The sequence below is a fragment of the Nonomuraea sp. NPDC050663 genome (assembly GCF_044456985.1).
In the GTDB taxonomy this organism is placed as follows: domain Bacteria; phylum Actinomycetota; class Actinomycetes; order Streptosporangiales; family Streptosporangiaceae; genus Nonomuraea.
On record NZ_JBITGL010000030.1, the window covers coordinates 51,036 to 72,844 of the forward strand.

Genomic DNA, 21,809 nt, shown 5'->3' on the forward strand with positions numbered 1-21,809 from the left:
CACCGCGCCCACGACGCGCACCAGGTTTTCCGCGGGGGCTGTGGTTTTCCACAGGTCAGGTCGGTGGTGCACCTCATTCCGCGTCGTCAACGATCTCCCTAGCGTTGATCGCATGATGATCAATGTGATGGTGGCGACGGTGCTGGCGGCGAGCGGGCAGGTCGTGGACCTGCGCCCCGACCTGGACAAGATCGTGACCGGCCAGGGAGCCACGGCCGCCCTGGCACGCGTCTCCGACGGAGAGCGCACCCGGACGACCAGCGTGGGCGTGCGCGACCTCGAACGCGGAGGACGGCCGGCCGCCAACGGCCACTTCCGGATCGGCAGCGTCACCAAGACGTTCGTCGCGACCGTGGTGCTCCAGCTCGTGGACGAGGGCAGGCTTCGGCTCGACGACCCCATCGCCGGCCACCTGCCCGGCACGGTGCCCGGCGGGGAGCGCATCACCGTCCGTCAGCTCCTCAACCACACCAGCCACCTGTACGACTACATGAGCGAGCCCGGCTACTCCACCAACCGGTGGCGCGGCGAGGCGCGCTTCCGCTCCTACCAGCCCCACGAGCTGCTCAAGGTGGCCTTCGCCAAGCAGCTGCCCGACGACGGCCGATGGCACTACTCCAACACCAACTACGTGGTCCTCGGGCTGCTGATCGAGAAGCTGACCGGCATGCCGTACGGCGAGCAGATCACGCGCCGCATCCTGCGGCCGCTCGGACTGCGCCACACGATCGTCCCTGGCGACCGGGCCGGGGTGCCCGCGCCGCACGCCAAGGGATACGAGCCGATGCCCGAGCTCGTGGACGCGACGAGGATGAACCCCTCGCTCGACTGGGCCGCCGGGGAGATGATCTCGACCACGGGGGACCTGGAGCGGTTCATGGGCGCGCTGCTGGGAGGCAGGCTGACCAGCAAGGAGTCGCTCCAGGCGATGCGCGCGACCGTGCGGACGGGCGTGGGGTTCGGGTACGGGCTGGGACTGCAGGCCTATCCGCTGCCGTGCGGCACGGTGTGGGGGCACAGCGGGGAGCTGATCGGGTACCTGACGTTCGCGTTCCGGTCGGACTCGGGCAAGTCGCTGACGTTGTCGATCAACCCGTCGACACGCAACCCGTCGACGGAGGAGGTCATGGGGATGGCGGTCAAGGCGTTCTGCGGGACGGCCTAGGCGGGCTGCCTCCTGGGTGCGACACTCCTCGCATGAGCGAGCCGGATGCGGTCTTGACCAGGTCGCGGTGGCAGTGGGCTGGAGCGGTGGTAATCGCCTTAATGACGGTAGGCATGACCTTGTCGCTGACCGCCAAGCACGGGCCGCTGATGGGCGTCGTCGCGGCGGCCACGTACGGGCTGCTCGTCGTGCACAGCTTGGTGCCCCGCGCGACGACGGTGGCCTGGGCGAGACGCTATCCGATGGCGGACGCGGCGATCGGCGGGCCGTTGATCTTCTGCACCCTCGCGCTCCTCACCTCACTCCCCCTCCTCACCTGCCTGGCGATCGCGGCGGCCGGTGGGCTCGTGCTGATGGGAATGGTGTCCCTGCTGAGCCGATGGCGAAAGGGATGAGCCCCAACGCCTGCTGAAGATCTCCTGCACGCCGCCGAGCTCGGATCGCCGACGATCACCGGTATCCGGTGGTGTCCGCCGGTCTGCCGGTGTCCTGGACCTCGACGATGTAGCGCCACGCGTCGGGCCGCGAGCCGTCCAGGTCCGTGAAGCCGTACTCCTTGGCCAGGCCGCCGCTCGACAACGACCGGCCGTTCCACCGCGCGCGGTCGGGGTCGGCCGCGAGGGCCGCCACGGCCCGGCCGACGTAGCGCGGGGTCTCCGAGATGGCGAAGTGCGGCTCCTTGGCGGTCGCCTCCCGCCATGTCGGCTCGGTCACGCCGAAGTGGTCGAGCATGTTCTCCGAGCGCATCCAGCCGGGGGTCAGCGAGACGGCGGTGGCGCCGTACTTCTCCAGGTCCTTCGCGTGTTGCCAGGCCATGCGGTTCACGGCGACCTTGGCCAGGTCGTAGAAGGGGGAGTTGCGGTAATGGTCGGTGTTGTACTCGGTCGTGCCGTCGGTGACCTCGACCACCAGGCCGCCGGGGCGCTCGATGAGCAACGGCAGGGCGTAGTGGCTGGTGACGAGGTGGGTGTCGATGGCCAGGCGCAGCAGGCGCAGGCCGTTGTCGAGATCGTGCTCCCAGACCGTCTTGTCGAACTCGAAGAGGTGCTCGCCGCCCCAGATGTCGTTGACGAGCACGTCGAGCCGCCCCTGCTCGTCGCGGATGCGGTCGATCAGGGCGCGCACGTCGTCCTTGACGAGGTGGTCGACGGGTACGGCGATGCCGGCGCCGCCCAGGCTGTCGACGAGTTCCGCGGTGTCCTCGATGGTCTCCGGCCTGCCGCACTCGGAGGAACGGTCGCGGGTGGTGCGGCCGGTCACGTAGACGGTCGCTCCCGCGGCGCCCAGCTCGGCGGCGATGCCGCGGCCCGCTCCACGGGTGGCTCCGGCGACGAGGGCGACCTTGCCTGTGAGGTTCATGCCTTATTTATAAACGAACATTCGGTTATAATGCAAAGGTGGCACGAACCAAGACCCTGAGCGATGACGAGGTGCTCGACGCGGCCCTCGCACTGATGCACGCGGGCGGCGTGGGCGAGCTGACGTTCGCGGCGCTCGCCGGCCGATGCGGCCTGTCGGCGGCGACGCTGGTGCAGCGGTTCGCGAACAAGAAGGAGCTCGTCCAGCGCACGCTCCTGCACGCCTGGGACCGGCTCGACGCGCTGACCGGCGAACTGGCCGCGACGGCGCCGCCCACACCCGCGGGGGCCATCGAACTGCTCGTCGGACTGTCGGGGCAGTACGAAGGGGCGGAGGCGTACGGGGAAGGGCTGCTGCTGCTCCGGGAGGACGTGCGCGATCCGGTGCTCCGGGCGCGGGGGGTCGCGTGGGAGGAGGCGCTGACGGCGGCGCTCGACGCCCGGCTCGCGGGGGAGGGCGTCGGCAGCGCGCTGGCGGCGCAGTGGCAGGGATCGCTCACGTGGTGGGCGTTCCGCGCGGACCGGCCGCTGGGGGAGTTCCTGACCGAGAGGCTGGGGGCGTTCCTCGCCATGGTGGGCGAGCCTCGGACGTAGGTGCTGTCCGGCGAGTTCGTGCCTCGCCGGACAGCGATCCTCACAGAAGGATGAACGAGAAATCCCGCTGGGTCTTGCGGTTCAGCGGGATGTCGATCTTGATGCGGCCGGCGATCTCGCCACGCGAGATCCCCAGCCCCTGGGCGATGAGCCGGTCAGGGCGCACCGGGACCGGATCGTGGAAGGTGACCGACACCTGCACCGGCCACGGGCTCTCCGGCGGGGGCGAGTGCACGAACTCCCAGCACCCGTCCCACAGCAGCGTGAACCGGTTGCGCCGGCCCACGAGCGGGTCGAACAGGAACGCGGTCACGAGCTCCGGAGCGTTGTCGGAGTAGCCGTCGAGCAGTCCAGGAGCGAGTGACCGGACGGAGACGCGCTCGTGGACGGTGAGCTTGCTCGTCCAGTCGCAGTCCACGCAGTGGACCAGGAGCCAGATGTCGAGCAACTTGCCGTTGGCGTTGACGCGGAAGCGGCCGTCGCCGACGTGGGCCGTACCGCTGCCGCAGCCGACGCAACGCAGGGCCAGCAGGGGCAGGCGGGTGCGTCGTACGGCCCAGGGCAGCACGATATGAAGACGTGAAGACATGATCTCTCTGAAGACCTGACGTTGGGCATGCGGAAGGAACGCGTCGCATGCGACGGAGCGGGGTCAGGTCTAAAGAGCAGGCGGCGTCACGCGGGTGAAGTCCTCACGAGGTCGAGTCCGATAGGGGCACCTTAGAAGCGTCCCTCGACGATGGGCCAGTGATTTTCCGGTGGTGCTGGCTTCACCATCGATCCGGGCGGTCGCGCCAGTGCCAGAGGGGCCCGCGGTGGCTTCAATGGGACGCATGAAGATCGCGGGAGTCGGGCTGGTCCTGGGGCCGTTGTTGTTGCTGGCCGGGGTGCTGGCCAGGATCGGGGTGGGGGATTTCTACCCCGACCAGCTGGCCGCCTACGCGGCCGATCCGGGGCGGATGGTGTGGTCGTACAGCCTGTTCGCGGCCGGTGTCGTGATGCTGGCGCCGGGGGTGGTGGAGCTGGGCATGCGGATCCGGGTGACGCATCCGGGCTGGGCGGCCTGGGGCGTGTCGCTGGTGGTGCTTGGCCTGTTCGGCAGGGTCTTCCACGCCGGGGTGAGCCATCTGGCGTTCCAGCTGGTCGACGCGCTGGGGCGGGAGGAGGCGCTGCGGGTCGTGAGCGAGACGTACGGGGCCTTCCACGTGTTCAAGGCGGTGAACGTCTGCATCATGGCGGGCTGGGTGGTGCTGGCCGTGGGGGCTTTCCGGGCGAAGGCGCTCCATCCGGTGGCGGCCGTCGGGCTGGCGCTGGCGGCGGCGCTGCCGCTCGGGGTGCTGAAGGGGAGCAGCGACCCGGTGTCGCTGGCCGCTCTCGCGGGGCTCGCGGTGGCGCTGGTGCCGCTCGGGGTGAGGGTGCTCAGGGAGGGCTCCGCGCCGAGGTGGTGGCTTGTCGCGCTGGTCGCCGCGCTTGTCCCGGCGGCCTTCTTCCTGGGGATGGTGGGCTGACGGTCACATTCGGAGCACTCCCTTCGTCAGAGAAGAATGTGAGGATGATGACGGAAACAGAGCAGTTCGAAGCCACCCGGGACCACCTGAACGCCGTGGCGTACCGGATGCTCGGCTCGCTCTCCGAGGCCGAGGACGCGGTGCAGGAGACCTGGATCCGGCTGAGCCGTACGGACGTCAGCGACGTGGAGAACCTGCCCGGCTGGCTGACGACGGTGGTGGGGCGCGTGTGCCTCGACATGCTCCGCGCCCGCACTTCCAGGCGCGAGGATTACGTGCCCGAGCCTGTCGTGGGCGCCGCTGGCGGGGTCGATCCCGAGCAGGAGGCGCTGCTGGCCGACTCGGTGGGCCTGGCGATGATGGTCGTGCTGGACGCGCTGTCCCCGGCCGAGCGGCTGGCTTTCGTGCTGCACGACATGTTCGCGGTGCCGTTCGACGACATCGCCCCGATCGTGCAGCGCAACGTGGCGGCGACCAGGCAGCTGGCCAGCCGGGCGCGCAAGCGGGTGCAGGACGCGCGTGCCGTACCCGACCCGGACGCCGGACGGCAGCGCGAGGTCGTCTCCGCCTTCCTGGCCGCCGCGCGCGCCGGCGACTTCGAGGCGCTGTTCGCGCTGCTGGACCCGGACGTGGTGCTGCGCCTCGACTACGGCAAGCTGGGCGCCTCGCGCCTGGTGCGCGGCGCCGACGCGGTGGCCGCGCAGGCGTTCCTGCACAGGGGCGAGGCGCAGTACGGCAGGCTCGCGCTGGTCAACGGGGGCTTCGGCACGATCACGATCAAGGACGGCGAGGTCATCGCGATCCTGGGCTTCACCGTGGCGGGCGGGAAGGTCGTCCAGATGAACATCCTGGCCGATACAGAACGTCTTGCGAAGATAGACGTTTCTGCCCTGAACTGAGGGGATGAAGGTCATCGCCGTGTTGGTCGCCGCGTTCTTCGCCTTCGCCGGATGCGGCGCCGACACGGGGCCGGGCGCCGCACAGGTCAACGCCGACGACGTGATGTTCCTGCAGATGATGATCCCCCACCACAAGCAGGGGGTCGAGCTCGCCAGGCTGACCCGGCAGCGGGCGGGCAACGAGGAGCTCAGGACCCTCGCCGCGGCGATCGAGAGCACGCAGAGCGGCGAGGTCGCGACCATGGGACGGTGGCTGCAGGAGTGGCAGCAGCCCCTGGTCGCGCCAAGCGACGCGCACGGCGGGCACGACGTGCCCGAGACCGACAGGCAGCAGATCGCGGCCCTGCGCGGCTCGGCGCGCTTCGACAGGGACGCGCTGAACCTGCTGATCGCGCATCAGGACGACGCGGTGCAACTGGCGTACAAGGAGGGGTTCGCGGGGGCCAATCCCGAGGTGAAGGCATGGGCGAAGCAGGTCGAGCAGTCACGTAAGGAGCAGGTCAGAATCATGCTCGATTTGTTGAAGAAAGTGCCCTGACCCGCCCCATCGTCAGCTGACGAAGTCCGCGAGCGCCCGCTCGTACCGGGCCTGGTCGACGTTCCACGACCCGACGTGCCCGCCGCCGTCGGTCTGGACGAACGTCACCAGCTCCGGCCGTGCCTTGGCGAAGGCGGCGGCGGCGTCCATGGGCACCCCGGTGTCGGCCGAGTCGGCGAAGATCAGCATCGGCGTCTTGAACGCGGAGGCGTGCTTCACCTGGTCGAGGTCGTCGAAGGAGATTCCGGTGCGCCGCTCGACGATGAACTTGGCCACTCCCGCGAACCACACGGGCACGCCCTGCTCGCGGGCGCCGGCCTCGATGGGCGGGGTCCAGTCGAGCACCGGGCTGTCCATGATGATCCCCTTGATGGGGGCGTCGGGCATCTTGCGCGCGGCCGTGGTGACGATGGCGCCGCCCATGGACCAGCCGTAGAGAATCACGTCGGAGGCGCCCTGCGACCGGGCGTAGGAGACGGCGGCGGCGACCTCCTCCCATTCGGAGGCGCCCAGGTGGAACTTGCCGTCGTCGCTCGCGGGGGCGCCGCGGTCGTTGCGGTAGCCGATCGACAGCACCGGCATCCCCAGCCTGTGGAAGAACGGCATGACCCGCAGCGTCTCCGACGGGTTGGCGTTGCGCCCGTGGACGGCGATGACCCACGTCTTGGCCGCGCCGTCGAGCCGCCAGGCGGGGTGGCCCTTGATGGAGACCTTCTCGTACGGCAGGCCGAGGGCGGAGGTGGGGTCCTCGTCGCCGTACATCCACCGGTCGAGGTAGGCGTGGACGCCGGGCTTGAGCTCGCCCTTGCGGACCTTGATGAGCAGCCGCGTGACGGTGTCTCCGGAGACGCTCGACACCGGGCCGACGAGCGCGCTTCCTCCCGCCCATGTCAGGCCGTACATGCCGGGGGAGCCGGTGTCGCCGCCGCCTTTGAGGGTGACCTGGCCGCCGGAGACGGCGGTCACCTCGATCGGGTACGAGGCGGGCCCTCGTGCCGGGTCGATGACCATCCCGGAGTAGTACCAGCCCCCGGCCCCGAGGGCCACCACCACCAGGACCGCGAGCACGGAAGCGGTCCACACGAGCACTTTTTTCACCCCGAGACGATACCTGGTGTTTGCACCGCTCAGGTGATTTGATGACTTGATATGTCCCACAGTGAAGTGACGCGCCCCACCCTGTCGGACGCGCTCACCGAGCGCATGCTGGATCTCATCCGCCAGGGCGGTCACCGGCCGGGTGACCGGCTCCCCTCGACCAGGGAGCTCTCCCAGCGGTTCGCCGTGACCACCCCGACGCTTCGCGAGGCCCTGCGGCGCCTGGAGGCCACCGGGGCGATCGAGATGCGGCACGGCTCCGGCATCTACGTGGGCGCCGCCATCGAGCGGGTCGTGCTGCCCAACCCCAACGTCCGCCAGATCCACGGCGAGCAGCTGCTCGACCTGCTCGACGCCCGGATCCTGATCGAGCCCCCGCTGGCCGCCAAGGCCGCGCTCAACAAGCAAGGGATCGAGCTGCGGCCCCTGCTGGACCAGGCCGCGCAGTACTTGCACGGCCGCGACACGGAGCTGGCCGAGGTCAACCTCGACTTCCACCGATCGGTGGCGCGGGCGGCCGGCAACGGCGTGCTGGCCGAGGTGGTCGACTCCCTGCTCACGGTGCACGCCTCCGAGCAGCGCGAGATCCTGCGCCTGTTCGACGACCGCCGCCGCGACTACGAGGAGCACCTGGCCATCCTCGAAGCGATCGTGGCAGGCGACCCGCAGTCCGCGGGCGAGCTGATGAAAGCCCATCTCCTGGATGTGAAGACGGTCATAGAACAACGGATGTGAGGTCCCATGATCCGGTCGGTCGTGGCCACGTTAGGCGTGGCGGTCCTCTTGACCTCCTGCGGCACCGCAGCCGAAGCCCCCAAGAAAACCGAGCTGTCGCTCTACAACGACAAGGGCGCCTGGAGCAAGTACTTCGAGGCCATGGGCGCCCTGTCCAAGCAGAAGATCGGCCTGGGCATGAAGCCCGTCGGCCACACCGACTCGGCGCAGTACCAGGCGCTCATCAAGGCGGCCTTCCGCACCGACACCAAGCCCGACCTGTTCACCTGGCAGACCGGCGGCATGCTCCAGGAGATCGTGAAGCAGAAGCAGGTGGCCGACACCACCGCGGTCTGGCAGGAAGCGATCAAGAACGGCGACCTGCCGCAGGACCTCGCGCCGTACTACACCTTCGACGGCAAGCAGTACTGCGTGCCGCTGAACGTCGCCTACTGGGGCATGTTCTACAACAAGAAGACCTTCGACCAGCACGGCCTGCAGCCGCCCACGACCTGGGACGAGCTCATCAAGGTGGCCGACACCCTCAAGCAGAACAACGTCAAGGCGTTCTACCACACCAGCGTGCTGTTCTCCTTCGTCTGGTTCGAGCAGATGCTCGCGGGCACCGACCCCGACCTGTACGACAGGCTCTCCACCGGCAAGGCCAAGTACACCGACCCGGGCGTGGTCCAGGTGATGGAGCGCTGGAAGTCGATGATCGACGCCGGATACTTCGTCAACCCCGGCGACAAGACCGACCCCGCCGACTCGCTCAAGAACGGCAAGAGCGCGATGGTCTCCTTCGGCACCTGGTTCAACACCAGCATGACCCAGCGCAACCTCAAGGCGGGCGCCGACTACGGCTTCTTCGTGATCCCCAACATCAACACCTCGCTCCCCAAGACCTCGGTGATCTTCGAGAGCGGCCCGCTCTGCTCCCTGACCGGCGCGCCCGACGCGGACGCCAGCATGAGGTACCTCAAGTGGTGGACCACCCCGGAGGCGCAGGAGAGGTGGGCGACCACCCGCGGCGACGTCAGCGCCAACCCCAAGGTGGCCATCGCCGACCAGGCGCTCGGCCAGATCACCAAGGACGCGGGCAGCGGGAAGTACCGCCTGGTCAACCGCTACTTCGAGGCCACGCCGCCGCCCATCCTGACCGCCGCGCTCGACGGCTTCGGGCTGTTCGTCACCAAGCCCGCTGACTACCAGAAGGTGCTGCAGGACATCCAGAAGGCCGCCGACGAGTACTGGAGCACGCACCAGTGAGGTGGCGCGCCGGTTATGTGGCACCGGCCGTCCTGCTGGTGGCCGCCCTGCTCTACGCGCCCTTCCTGTGGACCGGCTACCTGAGCTTCACCCGCTACGACGGCCTGGCGCCCGCGCAGTTCGCCGGGCTCGACAACTTCGCCGAGCTCGTCCAGGATCCCGCCCTGCTCACCTCGATCCGCAACACGCTGATCTGGGTGGCGGGGACGATGATCCTGCCGGTGGGGCTCGGGCTGCTGGTGGCGGTGCTGTCGTACGACCTGAAGGGCGGCGCCTGGTACCGGCTGCCGTTCATGCTGCCCTACGCGCTGAGCGGGGCGGGCCTGGGCATGGTGTGGAGCCCGATCCTGTCGCACGGCGGCATCGCCAACCTGCTGCTCGGCGTCGACACGGCCTTCCTGCAGGAGGCGCCGCACAACACACTGGCGATGTTGCTGGTGTGGACCTGGCAGCAGCTCGGCGTCAACACGCTGCTGTTCGTCGTCGGGCTGCAGTCGATCCCCAAGGAGCCGATCGAGGCGGCGCGGCTCGACGGCGCCGGCGGATGGTCGTTGTTCCGCCACGTGATCTGGCCGCTCATGGCGCCGCTGACCGCGGTGGTGGTGGGGCTCGCGCTGGTGGCGAGCCTGAAGACCTTCGACATCGTGTGGGTCATGACGCAGGGAGGTCCTGGGCGGTCGTCGGAGACGCTCGCGGTGACCATGTACCGCGACACCTTCGTGGCCAGCGAATACGGGTACGGCTCGGCGGTGGCGGTGCTGCTCACCGTGGTGACCGGGCTGGCGTCGTACCTCTACCTGAAGAGGCAGGTCACGTGATCCGCCGGGCCGTACTGATCGTGCTGGGCCTGGTCTGGCTGGGCCCGACCTATCTGCTGCTGGTCAACGCCATGCGGCCGGCCGACTCCTACGACCCGTCGAGGGCCTGGATCCCGTCGGGCGAGTTCCGGATCTTCGAGAACTTCGCCACGGCGCTGGAGCGGGCCGATCTGGGTTCGAGCCTGGCCAGCACGCTGCTCTACAGCGTCGCCTCGCCCGCCCTCGCGGTGATCATCGGCGCGATGGCCGGCTACACCATCGTGGTGCTGCGGCTGCGGGGCGGTTTCTGGTGGTTCATGCTCATCTTCGGCGGCACGATCTTCCCGTCGCAGATGTTGCTCGTGCCGCTCTTCGTCACCTACTCCGACCTCGGCCTCTACGACAGGCGCCTGGGCATGATCCTGGTCTACACCGCGATCAGCGTGCCTCTGGCCGCCTTCGTGCTGCGCAACTTCTTCACCGGCATCGCCTACTCGATCTTCGAGGCCGCCCGCATGGACGGCGCGTCCACGGTGCGCATCTTCTGGCGCATCTACCTTCCGCTGGCCGGCACCGCGCTGGCCGCGGTGTTCATCCTGGAGTTCACCTTCATCTGGAACGACCTGCTCTTCGGCCTGGCACTCACCCAGACCGCCGAGGTGCGGCCGGTCATGACCGTGCTGGCCGGGCTGATGACCGACGTCTACGCGGGCACCCCCGTGCCCGTCGGCCTGGCCGCGGGGCTGATCGTCTCGCTGCCGACCGTGCTGCTGTTCCTGGCCACCCAGCGCCTCTTCGCCCGAGGCCTGTCCCTAGGGAGCGTGTGATGACGAGCCGGCTGCTGCAGCCGAGTCTTGGTTCGCCCGATTACGACGGCATCCGCCAGACCCTGCGTGAGAACACCTCGACCGAGGTGCTGCCGGAGGTGCGGGTCTCGATGGTGCCGCTGTTCACCCACGACGGCCGCCAGGTGGTGCGGGTGGCGGGGCCGCCCGGCGTGAGGTACCGCCTGGACGAGCTGGAGAGCGACGGCACCTTCCTCGTGCCCGAGGTCGACTCGCCGCGGACCTTCACCCTGGAGGCCGACGGGATCGGCTCGGCGCAGGTCATCGTCACCCCGCAGCGCAAGTGGACGGTCTTCGTCGTCCACCACTCCCATCTCGACATCGGCTACACCGACCCCCAGGGCACGGTCCTGCGCCACCACCTCGACTACCTCGACGCCGCCCTCCGCCTGGCGCAGGAGACGGCCTCCTGGGACGACGACGCGCGCTTCCGCTGGACGGTCGAGTCGTCGTACCCGGCGATCAAGTGGCTCGCGGCGCGTCCCGCGCCGCAGGTCGAGGCCTTCGCCGAGCTCGTACGGCAGGGCGTGGTCGAGGTGACCGCGCTGCCCTTCCAGCTGCACACCGAGGCCTGCTCGACCGAGGAGCTGTATCGCCAGCTTCGCTTCGTCAGGAGCTTCCCGTTCCCGGTCCGCTCGGCCATGCACACCGACGTGCCAGGGGCGGTGGTCGGGCTGGTCGACGCGCTGAACTCGGTGGGCGTGCGCTACCTGGCGGCCGCCCACAACTGGGCCGGGCGCAGCGTGCCGTACCTGCACGGCGGCGACGGCCTGCGACGGCCCTTCCGGTGGAGGGCGCCCTCCGGGCAGGAGCTCCTGGTCTGGTTCACCGACACCCCGCACGGCATGGCCTACATGGAGGGCAACACGGTCGGGCTCACCGACTCCTACGAGCTCTCCCTCGACCTGCTGCCGCGCTACCTGCACTCGCTGGCCAACCGTTCCTACCCGTACGGCCCCGGCACGTTCGGCTGGCTCGGGCCCGACGCCGCCAAGCCGCCCTACGAGCTCGACGCGCTGCACCTGAGGGTCCAGGGCGCGCACGCCGACAACGCGGGGCCCTCCATCGTGCCCGCCTCGGTGGTCAGGCGGTGGAATCAGGACTGGGCCTGGCCGCGGCTGCGCTCGGCGACCAACAGCGACTTCTTCGACCACGTGGCCGAGCGGCACTTCGACGCGCTCGCCGTCCACGAGGGCGACTGGACCGACTGGTGGGCCGACGGGCTCGGGTCCGGCGCCCGGCCGCTGGGTTACGTACGGCGGGCGCAGAGCGCGCTGCGCGCGGCCGAGACGCTCAACACGCTGGCCGGGCACGACGCGACCGCGGACATCGACGACGCCTACGACAAGGTCGCGCTGTTCAACGAGCACACGTGGGGCGCGGCCAACCCGTGGGAGGACGCGGAGGAGGCGGGCGACTCGGGCGGCCTGCAGTGGACGCGCAAGTCCGCCGGGGCCTACCAGGCCCAGGACGACGCCTCCGACCTGCTGCAGGCGGCCATCGGCCGCTTCGGGCGCGGCACGGGCTCCTTCGCGGTCTTCAACCCCGCGACGAACACGCGGACGGACGTGGTGCGGGCCTTCCTGCCGCGTGACGTCGTGCCGCTCGACGCCCCGATCGCTCTCGTCGACGCGCGGACCGGGCGGCGGGTGCCGCACCACGAGGAGGTCGTCGAGCCGGAGGACTGGCCGACCAGGCCGATCGGCAGGCACCTGGAGGCGGTGGTCGAGGAGGTGCCCGGATTCGGGTACGCGCGCCTGGACGTCGTCCCCGGCGAGCGGGCACCGGCCGCCGCCGAGACGGGGGAGCCGGTGCTGGAGAACGAGTTCTACCGGGTGAGCTACGACGTGCGCGAAGGCTACATCCGCTCGATCTTCGACAAGGCGGCCGGGCGCGAACTGGTCAACCAGGACGCCGCCGGAGGGTTCGGGCAGTACGTCTACGACCGCTACGCCACCGCGCCGCACTTCAACCACATGTCGGGCCACGTCGGCGCCCACGACCGCACCCTGCTCGGCGACCGGGCGATCGCCAGGCACGCGGCCGTCGTCAAGTCGGTCAGGACGGCCGTGGGCGAGAAGCTCGTCGTGGAACTGCAGGGCAAGGGCGTCGACTGGCTGCGCACCACGATCGAGCTGCATCGTGGCGTGCCCCGCCTCGACCTGCGCTACCAGCTGGCCAAGCAGGGCACGCCCGGCAAGGAGGCGGTCTTCCTGGCCTTCCCCTTCGCCGCAGGAGGGCCGCCAGCCGCCTGGGAGCTGACCGGGGGAGTCGGCGGCGCCGACCTGCCCACAGTGCCGGGCTCGGCCGCCTACATGCTGCCCATCAGGCACTGGATGGCGTTCGAGGATCCCGAGCTCACGATCGCCTGGGCGACGATGGAGGCGCCGCTGGTGCAGCTCGGCACCATCCACATGCCCTACGCGCCGTTCCCGCCCACGCTCGACGACGAGCCCGGCACGCTCTACTCCTGGGCGCTGAACAACATCTGGGACACCAACTTCCCGGCCCAGCAGCAGGGCGAGACGACCTTCCGCTACGCGGTCGCCTCGCGGGCGCGGGCCGGCGCCAGGAGGCTGGGCGCCGAGACGGCGGCGGGGCTGACCGACCCGTTCATCGCGGTGCCGACCGCCGCCACGGCCCCTCCCGAGGAGCGCTTCGCCGAGGTCGACCACCCGGACGTGCGGATCACCTCGCTGGGCTCCGGGCCGGTCGCCCGGCTCAGGTCGCTGGCCCCCGAGCCGGTGGAGGTCACGGTACGGCTGGGCGAGAGGTCCGTGAAGGTGCGGATACCCGCCTGCGGAGTGGTGGAGCTGTGAAGATCGTCGACATCCGGGCGACGACGGTGGCGGTGCCCCTGGAGGCGCCGCTCCGTCACAGCAACGGCGCCCACTGGGGGCGTTTCGTCCGCACCCTCGTGGAGGTAGAGGCCGACAACGGGCTGGTCGGGCTGGGGGAGATGGGCGGCGGAGGGGAGAGCGCCGAGGCGGCCTTCCGCGCGCTGATGCCGTACCTGAAAGATCATGATCCCTTCCAGCTGGAGGCGCTCCGCTTCAAGATCGCCAATCCGACGGCGTCGTTGTACAACAACCGCACCCAGCTGCTGGCCGCCATCGAGTTCGCCTGCATCGACCTGATCGGGCAGCACCTGGGCGTGGCCGCCTGCGACCTGCTCGGCGGACGGGTGCGCGACGAGGTGCCGTTCGCCTCCTACCTGTTCTTCCGCTACGCGGGCGACGGCTTCGACGAGGTGCGCACCCCCGATCAGCTCGTCGCTCAGGCCCGCGCGCTCAAACGCGAGCACGGCTTCACCGTCCACAAGCTCAAGGGCGGCGTCTTCCCGCCCGACTACGAGCTGGAGTGCTACCGGGCGCTGGCCGAGGCGCTGCCCGGCGACCGGCTGCGCTACGACCCCAACGCCGTGCTGTCGATGGCCGAGGGACTGCGGTTCGGCCGGGCGATCGAGCACCTCGACAACGACTACCTGGAGGACCCGGTCTTCGGGCTCGAAGGGCTGCGCTACCTGCGCGAACAGCTGAGGGTGCCGCTGGCGACCAACACGGTCGTGGTCAACTTCGAGCAGCTCGCCTCCAACGTGCTGCGCAGGAGCGCCGACGTGGTGCTGCTCGACACGACCTTCTGGGGCGGCATCCGGCCGTGCGTGAAGGCGGCGGGGGTGTGCGAGACCTTCCAGCTCGGAGTGGCGGTGCACTCGTCGGGGGAGCTGGGCGTGCAACTGGCGACCATGCTGCACCTGGGCGCGGTGCTGCCCAACCTCGGCTACGCCGCCGACGCGCACTACCACCAGCTGCTCGACGACGTCATCGAGGGAGGCAAGCTGGAGTACCGCGACGGGCGCATCCCGGTGCCGTCGGGACCCGGGCTCGGGGTCAGGCTCGACGCGGCGAAAGTCGCGGAGTACTCCGAGCTCTACCGCGAGAAGGGCGGCTATCCCTACGATCGCGACCCCGGGCGGCCAGGCTGGTACTCCCAGGTGCCCAACGAGCGCTTCGCCGACCCGTCTCATCCGGGGTAGATCGCCCCATAATGTTGGTCCATGGCGCAAGACCCCGAAGAGCCGCAGGCCAAGCCCGCTGAGCCCACCGACGATCTCGTAACCACCCAGCACACCCTGCCGACGGGTGAGGCCTACACCGCGACCACGGGAACCGTGGTCCTGCGCGAGGAGGCCTTCACCGACGGCAAGTTCGACGGGCACAAGGCCAAGGCGGAGGTGTTCGTCACCGCCTACACCCTCGACGGGGCCGACCCCTCGACCAGGCCGGTCACCTTCGCCTTCAACGGCGGGCCCGGCTCCTCCAGCGTCTGGCTGCACCTGGGCGTGCTCGGCCCCCGCCGGATCGTGATGGGCGACGCGGGCAACCTGCTGCCCCCGCCCTACAGCCTGGCCGACAACGCCGAGACGCTGCTGCGCGACAGCGACCTGGTCTTCATCGACCCGGTCTCGACCGGCTACTCCCGCGCCGCCGAGGGCGAGAAGGCCGACGCCTTCCACGGGTTCACCGGCGACCTGGAGTCCGTCGGCGAGATCATCCGGCTGTGGACGACACGCAACGGGCGCTGGATGTCGCCCAAGTTCCTGGCCGGTGAGTCGTACGGCACGCTGCGCGCGGCCGCGCTCGCCGACTACCTGCAGTCGCGCTACTCCATGTACCTCAACGGGCTGATGCTGATCTCCAGCGTCCTGGACATGGGCACGATCCGCTTCCGCGAGGGCAACGACCAGCCCTACGCGCTGTACCTCCCGACCTACGCCGCGATCGCGCACTACCACGGCCTGCACGGCGACCGGCCCCTGGCCGACGTGCTGCGCGAGGCCGAGGAGTACGCCGCCCGCGACTACCCGTGGGCGCTGGCGCGCGGCACGCGGCTGACCGGCGAGGAGCGCGCGCAGCACGTCGCGACCGTCGCCCGGCTGACGGGCCTGTCCGAGGACTACGTCGACCGGGTCGACCTGCGCATCGAGCACGTGCGCTTCTTCACCGAGGTGCTGCGCTCACGCCGTCAGACCGTGGGGCGCCTCGACGGCCGCTTCACCGGCTGGGACCCCGACTACGGGCGCGAGAGCTTCACCTACGACCCGAGCATGAGCGCGATCATGGGGCCCTACTCCGCCGCGCTCAACCACTACCTGCGCACCGAGCTCGGCTACGCCAACGACCTGCCGTACGAGATCCTCACCGGGCGCGTGCAGCCGTGGTCGTACAAGGAGTTCGAGGGCGCCTCCGTCAACGTGGTCGACAAGCTCGGCTCCGCGATGCGGCAGAACCCCCACCTGCGCGTGCACGTGGCCTGCGGCTACCACGACGGCGCCACGCCGTACTTCGCCGCCGAGCACACCTTCGCCCACCTCAGGGTGCCCGGCGAGCTGCGCGAGCAGATCGAGTTCAAGTACTACGAGGCCGGCCACATGATGTACGTGCACGAGGGCATCCGCGTGCAGCAGTCGGCCGACCTGGCGGCCTTCGTCAACGCTTCACCGCACGCAGGATGACGAACTTGGGGTCGCTCGCGACGACCTCGCAGTTGCCGAACAGGCGGCGCAGCTTGACGTGGTAGCCGAGGTGACGGTTGCCGATCACGTAGAGCTCGCCCTGCGCGCGCAGGGCCTGGCGGGAGTCCTTGAACATCCGCCAGGCCGTACGGTCGGTCGTGCCCCGGTGGCTGTGGAACGGCGGGTTGTTCAGGATGAGGTCGACGTCCGTGACCCCGGCCGTGCTGTCGCCCGTGACGAACGTGCCCTGCGGGCAGTTGGCGCGCGCCGAGGCGATGGCCTGGAACGACTCGTCGGCGAAGACGACCTCCTCCGGGTCGTCGAGGCTCGCCCGCAGGCCCGCCACGCCGTTGCCGCAGCCCAGGTCGAGCACCCTGCCGTGGGCCTTGGGCAGGTGGTCGAGGAAGAACCTGGTGCCGATGTCGAGGCGGTCGGCGCAGAAGATCCCCGCGTGATTGACGATCATCGTGCCGTCGGGCAGGGTGTAGCTCTTGGGCCACGGACTGGGCACGCGCGGGATCGACGGGTCGGGCGTGCAGTGGATCAGCCGGGCCTTGCGCTTGGCCAGCGAGGTCCGCGTCGGCCCGAGGACGCGCTCGAACAGCTGCAACGTGCTCGTGTGGATCTCGGTGACCATGCCGGCGCCCATGATCAGCGTGTTCGCGTGGACGGCGGGAGCCAGCCGGTGCAGCTGGTCCTCCAGGAGCGCCAGGCTCTTGGGCACCCTCACCAGGAGCACGTCGATCCTCTCCGGCGGCGTGTCCTGCGTGGTCAGCATCCGTACGGCGGGGCGGCCGTTGCGCCGCAGGTTGTCGAGGGTGGCCTGCTGGGTGAGGAACGAGTCGGTGATCTGGACCGGGTTCATCCCGGCCAGGGCCGTCGCCAGCGCGCCCCAGCGGTCGGCGAGGATCACGACCTCGCCGCTCACCTCGGGCAGCTCCTCCAGCAGGTATTCGTCGGCGGCGTCCCACGCCCTCAGCTGGTCGCGCGGATCGACGGGATAGCGGGTGAGCTCGAACTCATTCATCCTGGTCGAGGGTACCGGTGCGGGAGGCCATGACCTGGAGGACGTGCTCCTCGGCCCAGTCGGTGATCGCCTGGATCGGCGCGCGCAGGGAGTGGCCCAGCTCGGTGAGCTCGTACTCCACGCGCGGCGGCACCTCCGCGAAGACGCGCCTGGTCAGCAGGCCGTCCCTGGCCATCGCGCGCAGCGTCTGGGTGAGCACCTTCGGCGTCACGCCGCCGATCTGGTCCTTCAGCTGGGTGAAACGCATCGGCCCTTGGCACAGGTTCAGGACGACGAGCACCGTCCACTTGTCGCCGATGCGGTCGAGCACCAGCCTCGTGGGGCAATTAGGGTCAAAGGCATTTCCCTTGGTCATAGTTTCTCCAAGGTACCAATGGCACGTTGAAGTAACCAGTATCCAATGGATACCGTCAAAATCATGAAGATTCTCCTGATCGGCGCGACCGGCATGGTCGGCAGCCGCATCGCGGCCGAAGCCGTCAACCGGGGCCACACGGTCACCGGAGTCACCCGCAGCGGAGCGTCCGGCACCCAGGCGGCCGCCGCGGACGACGCCTCCGCCGTCGCCGCCCTGGCCGAAGGCAAGGACGCCGTCGTCCTGGCCGTCGCCCCGCCGCGCGACGGCTCCGAGCCCTCCGCCCCGCTGATCGCCGCCGGCCAGGGCGTGCTCGACGGCGCGCGCAAGGCCGGGGTGCGCCGCGTGGTCATCGTCGGCGGAGCGGGATCGCTCGAGGTCGCCCCCGGGGTCCGGCTCGTGGACACGCCGGGGTTTCCCGAGATGTACAAGAACGAGGCGCTGGCCCAGGGGGCACTGCTCGAGTTCGTCCGGGAGAACGCCGGGGACCTGTCGTGGACCTACATCTCACCGGCCGCCGAGATCGCCCCGGGCACCCGCACGGGCTCCTACCGGGTGGGCGGCGACGAACTGCTCTCCGACGACGACGGCAACAGTTTCATCTCGGCCGAGGACTACGCGGTGGCGCTGGTCGACGAGCTGGAGAAGGGCACGTCGATCGGGCGTCGCATCGGGGTGGCCAACTAGGCACGGGCCTCGCCTTCGGCTCGTGCCGTGTCTAGTGGGGGTGCGCCTCCGGCCCACCCCCACGCCCCCGGAACCGTCCGGGAGAAGCGCGGCTCGGCCTGCCCCGAGTTCAGTCGAAGGCCGCCCCCGCGGACCGGGCCTGGAGCCGGCTGCGCATCGCCAGCGGGGTGATGCGGTCGACGAACACCGCCGTCAGATGCGCCCGTTGCGCTGGAGGACGTCGATGGCGCTCACCGTGGCGTGGCCGCGCCAGTCGAGCACCCCGGCGGGCGACACCTTGAGGTAGTCGACCACCCACCCCCCGTCGTCCTGCTGCAGCGCCTCGACCCGGTCCAGGTCGGCGTCGATCACGGCCTGCGAGAACAGCGCCCTGGCGGGCCGATCGGGGCGCGGGGCGAAGTCGAGCGGGTGCAGCGCCTCGCCCTCCGTGCCTCCGGCGACCGGCACCCGCCCGTCGGCGGGGACGTACGCGCCGAGCCGCTCCAGCAGCGGCGCCGCCTCGGCGGGACGGGTGTCGTGCAGGGCGTCGAGGAACTGGATCGCGAACGACAGGACGTAGGCGAACGGCTCGCTCTCCATGGCGGCGATGGTGTCGAGGCAGTAGCGGGTGGCGCGCTCCAGCCACGGGTGGCCGGCCACGGCCGGGTCGTGCGCGGCCACGCGGTGGGCGAGCGCGGCGGTGATCGAGGTGATCTGCAGGGCCGACTGGCGCGGGTCGGCGCCCTGCCACCAGGGGGCGGTCGCGGCGGTGACGGTCAGCGGGAGCGCGAAGGGCAGGCCGCCGTCGGGCAGGGTCACCGAGGAGAGCCAGGCGCACAACTCGTGGGCGCGCGGCGACGTGAACGGAGCGATGTCCTCGAACACCTCGAAGGCGTGCAGCGCGGCGCCGGGCTGGCTCTCGATGGAGCGCAGGTCGGCCTCCAGCCCCCAGCCGTAGCCGCCGTCGGGATTGCGGTAACCGTCGAGAGCGTTCAGCACGGCCTCCGAGTCGCTGGCGCCGGTGGCGCCGAGCAGCAGCTCGAAGCGGCGGCGGTCGAGGACGCGGGCGTGGCCGGCCATGAAGTCGGCGGCCGCGGACAGGTTGATGCTCATACCCTCATCATGGTCATCGCCTTCGAGAGGGTCTTGTAGAAATCGGTCAAAGCTCGGTGATGTGCCAGCGCCCCAGGTTGGCGACGTAGGCCGTGGAGCCGGAGAAGGCGATGTTGGTCGGGTGGCACAGCAGGTGCGCCGTCGGGTCGTGGGCGACGATCTCGACGGAGCCGTCGCGGAGCCTGAGCACCTGGCTGGGCTCGTAGCAGGCGATGTGGAGCAGGCCGTCGGGGCCGAAGGCTAGACCGTCGGGCACGACGCCGGGCAACTCCACGACCACCTCGCGTGCCCCGGCCGAGCCGTCGGGCAGGATCTCGATCCGGCTGATCCCCGGCAGGAAGGATTCCGCCACGTAGAGCGCCCGCCCGTCGGAGGCGAGCCCGTTGGGAAAGGTCAGCCCGCTGTACCAGATCGCCCGCGACGGGGTCAGGCGCACGACGGTCCCGGCGCCGCTGTCGGAGACGAACAGGCCCGACGGGGTGAAGAGCGGGAAGTTCGGCGTGTCGAACCCGGAGGCGTAGACCGACAGCTCCCCGGCGGCCGACAGCCGGAAGACGGCCTTGTGGACCAGGTCGCAGACGAACAGTTCCCCGCCGGGCGAGAAGGCGATGCCGAGCGCGAAACCGCCCGTCGACGCCACCTCCTCGCACGAGGAGCCGTCGGGGGCGATGCGATAGAGCTGGCCCGCTTCGCCGCCGCACCACACCGAGCCGTCGCCAGGGTGCACGGCCACGCACTCCGGATGGTCGAGCCGGGGAGCACGCGCGAGGCCGTCGTAGAAGATCCTCATTCGGGCAGCACCACCGGCACCTGGGTGAGCAGCCCGCCGTCGACCTGATGGGCCGCCCCGGTGACGAACGACGACCGGGAGGAGGCCAGGAACGCCACCACCTCGGCGATCTCGGCGGCCCGCGCGACCCGCCCGAGCGGGTGCGAGCGCCCCCACTCGGCGATCAGCTCGTCCTGGGTGCGAGAACCGCGCCACTTGTCGGCCGCCCAGCGCAGCATGGGCGTGTCGACGGAGCCGGGGCAGACGGAGTTCACCCTGATCCCGTCGGCCGCGTGGTCGAGCGCCATCGAGCGCACCAGCCCGTTGAGCGCGGCCTTGCTGGTGGAATAGGCCGCGACCTGCGTCTGCGCGGCGAAGGCCTGCACGGAGGAGATGGCCACGATGGACCCGCCGCCCCGGGCGCGCAGCAGGGGCACGGCGGCGCGGCACACCAGGAAGACGCCCTTCAGGTTGACGTCGAGCACCTCGTCCCACAGCTCCTCCGAGGTCTCCTCGACCGTGCCGTAGCGCTGCACGCCCGCGCAGGTGACCACGATGTCGAGCCCGCCGAACGACGACGCCGCCAGGTCGCACGCCGCCTGGACGGCCGGGGCGTCACGCACGTCCCCCTCGAACGACGTGACGCCCTCGCGCTCCGCCTGCCGTACCCGGGCGTCGAAGGAGATCACCTCGGCCCCCGCGCCGGCCAGCCGCGTGACCACGGCCTCGCCGATGCCCGCAGAACCGCCGGTGACCAGGGCGACCTTGCCGTCGAACTCCATCAACCCAGCACCTCCGCGCGCAGCCACATGGTCTTGCTCTCCAGGGGGCCGAGCGTCATGGCCGTGCCGTTCGCGACGGCCTCGGCCAGCCCGTTCGTGGGCATGCCGGAGAACGGTTCGAGGCCCAGCACGAAGGCCCGGCCCCACCACGGATGATCGAGCGAGGCGCCGAACTCCTGCCACATCCACAGGTACGGCAGGACGCGGGAGTCCCACTCCACCCGCATCGCCACCGTCCCGCGCACCTCGTACCAGCCCTCGTCGAAGCCCGTCAGGTAGACGATGTCGCTGGCCGTACCCGGCTCGGGCACCACGCTCAGGTCGACGCCGCCGACGACGGGCCACGTGCCGCGCGACTCCACCCTCCTGCCGGAGGCGTTGAGCGGACCGGTGTGCGGGATCACCTCCACGCCGTCGGGCAGCACGATCGTGCACCCGGGACGCAGGAAGGGGGCCCCGAAGACGATGTGCTGTCCCCACATCGCCTCCAGGGCCTGCTCGGAAAGGTTGCGAACCGTGCTGTTCATCCCCAGACGGGACTCACCGGAGCGCAATCGGAAAACCTTCTCGACCTCGAACGGCAGGCGGCGGGTGCGCACGGTCAGCCGCAGCGCGACCTCGTCGGGGCTGTCGGCCACGACGCTCGCCCGCCAGGGGAGCATCGCCACCTCCCCGTGTTGGGGGGGGGGGGGGCGCGGGCCCCCCCCCGGGGGGCCCCCCCCGGGGGCCCCCCCCCCCCCCCCCCCCCCCCCGGGGCCGCCCCCGGTTGGCGACGCCCCCCGCGGGGGGGCCCCCCG

General features: G+C 70.4%; 23 protein-coding genes. 14 read left to right on the plus strand and 9 right to left on the minus strand.

Annotated elements, in window-relative coordinates; genetic code table 11:
- The first annotated feature begins 112 nt into the window (after nucleotides 1-112).
- Nucleotides 113-1,165, plus strand: coding sequence for a serine hydrolase domain-containing protein (locus ACIBH1_RS47300; protein WP_397320696.1), 1,053 nt, complete (start codon nucleotides 113-115; stop codon nucleotides 1,163-1,165).
- Nucleotides 1,166-1,278: 113 nt separating this feature from the next.
- On the plus strand, nucleotides 1,279-1,560 hold the full coding sequence (locus tag ACIBH1_RS47305) for a hypothetical protein (protein ID WP_397320697.1): 282 nt from the start codon (nucleotides 1,279-1,281) through the stop codon (nucleotides 1,558-1,560).
- 55 nt (nucleotides 1,561-1,615) lie between these two features.
- Here ACIBH1_RS47305 and ACIBH1_RS47310 read toward each other — a convergent pair whose 3' ends face one another.
- Complete coding sequence (locus tag ACIBH1_RS47310; RefSeq protein WP_397320698.1) at nucleotides 1,616-2,524, minus strand: SDR family oxidoreductase; 909 nt, start codon at nucleotides 2,522-2,524, stop codon at nucleotides 1,616-1,618.
- Between the two features lie 38 nt (nucleotides 2,525-2,562).
- Here ACIBH1_RS47310 and ACIBH1_RS47315 point away from each other — a divergent pair, with 38 nt between their 5' ends.
- Complete coding sequence (locus tag ACIBH1_RS47315; RefSeq protein WP_397320699.1) at nucleotides 2,563-3,117, plus strand: TetR/AcrR family transcriptional regulator; 555 nt, start codon at nucleotides 2,563-2,565, stop codon at nucleotides 3,115-3,117.
- Between the two features lie 40 nt (nucleotides 3,118-3,157).
- On the opposite strand, the gene ACIBH1_RS47320 is transcribed toward ACIBH1_RS47315, so the two are convergent.
- Nucleotides 3,158-3,706: a DUF1062 domain-containing protein gene (locus ACIBH1_RS47320; RefSeq protein WP_397320700.1), complete on the minus strand. Its 549-nt coding sequence runs from the start codon at nucleotides 3,704-3,706 to the stop codon at nucleotides 3,158-3,160.
- Nucleotides 3,707-3,950: 244 nt separating this feature from the next.
- Here ACIBH1_RS47320 and ACIBH1_RS47325 point away from each other — a divergent pair, with 244 nt between their 5' ends.
- The 3 genes from ACIBH1_RS47325 to ACIBH1_RS47335 are packed head-to-tail and all read left to right on the plus strand — an operon-like array spanning nucleotide 3,951 to nucleotide 6,062.
- Nucleotides 3,951-4,625, plus strand: coding sequence for a hypothetical protein (locus ACIBH1_RS47325; protein WP_397320701.1), 675 nt, complete (start codon nucleotides 3,951-3,953; stop codon nucleotides 4,623-4,625).
- 44 nt (nucleotides 4,626-4,669) lie between these two features.
- On the plus strand, nucleotides 4,670-5,524 hold the full coding sequence (locus tag ACIBH1_RS47330) for a sigma factor (protein ID WP_397320702.1): 855 nt from the start codon (nucleotides 4,670-4,672) through the stop codon (nucleotides 5,522-5,524).
- Between the two features lie 4 nt (nucleotides 5,525-5,528).
- Nucleotides 5,529-6,062: a DUF305 domain-containing protein gene (locus ACIBH1_RS47335; protein ID WP_397320703.1), complete on the plus strand. Its 534-nt coding sequence runs from the start codon at nucleotides 5,529-5,531 to the stop codon at nucleotides 6,060-6,062.
- A gap of 12 nt (nucleotides 6,063-6,074) precedes the next feature.
- On the opposite strand, the gene ACIBH1_RS47340 is transcribed toward ACIBH1_RS47335, so the two are convergent.
- Entirely contained in the window at nucleotides 6,075-7,160 is a 1,086-nt protein-coding gene (locus ACIBH1_RS47340) for an alpha/beta hydrolase (RefSeq protein ID WP_397320704.1), read from the minus strand.
- A 51-nt stretch (nucleotides 7,161-7,211) separates the two neighbouring features.
- Here ACIBH1_RS47340 and ACIBH1_RS47345 point away from each other — a divergent pair, with 51 nt between their 5' ends.
- Genes ACIBH1_RS47345 through ACIBH1_RS47375 form a run of 7 tightly spaced genes read left to right on the plus strand, consistent with a single transcriptional unit; the run spans nucleotide 7,212 to nucleotide 16,300 of the window.
- Nucleotides 7,212-7,895, plus strand: a complete 684-nt coding sequence (locus tag ACIBH1_RS47345; RefSeq protein WP_397320705.1) for a FadR/GntR family transcriptional regulator — start codon at nucleotides 7,212-7,214, stop codon at nucleotides 7,893-7,895.
- A gap of 21 nt (nucleotides 7,896-7,916) precedes the next feature.
- Nucleotides 7,917-9,143 (plus strand): ABC transporter substrate-binding protein, encoded by a 1,227-nt coding sequence (locus ACIBH1_RS47350; RefSeq protein ID WP_397320706.1) that lies wholly within the window; start codon nucleotides 7,917-7,919, stop codon nucleotides 9,141-9,143.
- 17 nt (nucleotides 9,144-9,160) lie between these two features.
- Nucleotides 9,161-9,961 carry a carbohydrate ABC transporter permease gene (locus ACIBH1_RS47355; RefSeq protein WP_397320707.1) on the plus strand — a complete coding sequence of 267 codons (801 nt, stop codon included), beginning with the start codon at nucleotides 9,161-9,163 and terminating at the stop codon, nucleotides 9,959-9,961.
- Nucleotides 9,958-10,767: a carbohydrate ABC transporter permease gene (locus ACIBH1_RS47360; protein ID WP_397320708.1), complete on the plus strand. Its 810-nt coding sequence runs from the start codon at nucleotides 9,958-9,960 to the stop codon at nucleotides 10,765-10,767. Before ACIBH1_RS47355 ends, ACIBH1_RS47360 begins: the two co-directional genes overlap by 4 nt.
- A complete protein-coding gene (locus tag ACIBH1_RS47365) occupies nucleotides 10,767-13,604 on the plus strand; it encodes a glycoside hydrolase family 38 C-terminal domain-containing protein (protein WP_397320709.1) in 2,838 nt (945 codons plus the stop codon). The genes ACIBH1_RS47360 and ACIBH1_RS47365 overlap by 1 nt, the downstream gene beginning before the upstream one ends.
- A complete protein-coding gene (locus ACIBH1_RS47370; RefSeq protein ID WP_397320710.1) occupies nucleotides 13,601-14,821 on the plus strand; it encodes an enolase C-terminal domain-like protein in 1,221 nt (406 codons plus the stop codon). The genes ACIBH1_RS47365 and ACIBH1_RS47370 overlap by 4 nt, the downstream gene beginning before the upstream one ends.
- 21 nt (nucleotides 14,822-14,842) lie before the next feature.
- A complete protein-coding gene (locus tag ACIBH1_RS47375; RefSeq protein WP_397320712.1) occupies nucleotides 14,843-16,300 on the plus strand; it encodes a S10 family peptidase in 1,458 nt (485 codons plus the stop codon).
- Here the strand turns inward: ACIBH1_RS47375 and ACIBH1_RS47380 are convergent.
- Nucleotides 16,275-17,327 (minus strand): methyltransferase, encoded by a 1,053-nt coding sequence (locus ACIBH1_RS47380; RefSeq protein ID WP_397320713.1) that lies wholly within the window; start codon nucleotides 17,325-17,327, stop codon nucleotides 16,275-16,277. The genes ACIBH1_RS47375 and ACIBH1_RS47380 overlap by 26 nt on opposite strands.
- Complete coding sequence (locus tag ACIBH1_RS47385) at nucleotides 17,320-17,682, minus strand: winged helix-turn-helix transcriptional regulator (protein WP_397320714.1); 363 nt, start codon at nucleotides 17,680-17,682, stop codon at nucleotides 17,320-17,322. Before ACIBH1_RS47385 ends, ACIBH1_RS47380 begins: the two co-directional genes overlap by 8 nt.
- Before the next feature lie 63 nt (nucleotides 17,683-17,745).
- On the opposite strand from ACIBH1_RS47385, the gene ACIBH1_RS47390 reads away from it, so the two are divergent.
- Entirely contained in the window at nucleotides 17,746-18,369 is a 624-nt protein-coding gene (locus ACIBH1_RS47390; protein WP_397320715.1) for an NAD(P)-dependent oxidoreductase, read from the plus strand.
- Nucleotides 18,370-18,561: 192 nt separating this feature from the next.
- Here ACIBH1_RS47390 and ACIBH1_RS47395 read toward each other — a convergent pair whose 3' ends face one another.
- The 4 genes from ACIBH1_RS47395 to ACIBH1_RS47410 form a co-directional block, all read right to left on the minus strand.
- Nucleotides 18,562-19,461 carry a hypothetical protein gene (locus ACIBH1_RS47395; RefSeq protein ID WP_397320716.1) on the minus strand — a complete coding sequence of 300 codons (900 nt, stop codon included), beginning with the start codon at nucleotides 19,459-19,461 and terminating at the stop codon, nucleotides 18,562-18,564.
- Between the two features lie 46 nt (nucleotides 19,462-19,507).
- Nucleotides 19,508-20,251: an SMP-30/gluconolactonase/LRE family protein gene (locus ACIBH1_RS47400; protein ID WP_397320717.1), complete on the minus strand. Its 744-nt coding sequence runs from the start codon at nucleotides 20,249-20,251 to the stop codon at nucleotides 19,508-19,510.
- Nucleotides 20,248-21,012, minus strand: coding sequence for an SDR family NAD(P)-dependent oxidoreductase (locus ACIBH1_RS47405; protein WP_397320718.1), 765 nt, complete (start codon nucleotides 21,010-21,012; stop codon nucleotides 20,248-20,250). Before ACIBH1_RS47405 ends, ACIBH1_RS47400 begins: the two co-directional genes overlap by 4 nt.
- The coding region (locus tag ACIBH1_RS47410) for a DUF4432 family protein (RefSeq protein WP_397320720.1) at nucleotides 21,012-21,809 on the minus strand (798 nt) is incomplete at its 5' end. The genes ACIBH1_RS47410 and ACIBH1_RS47405, both read right to left, overlap by 1 nt.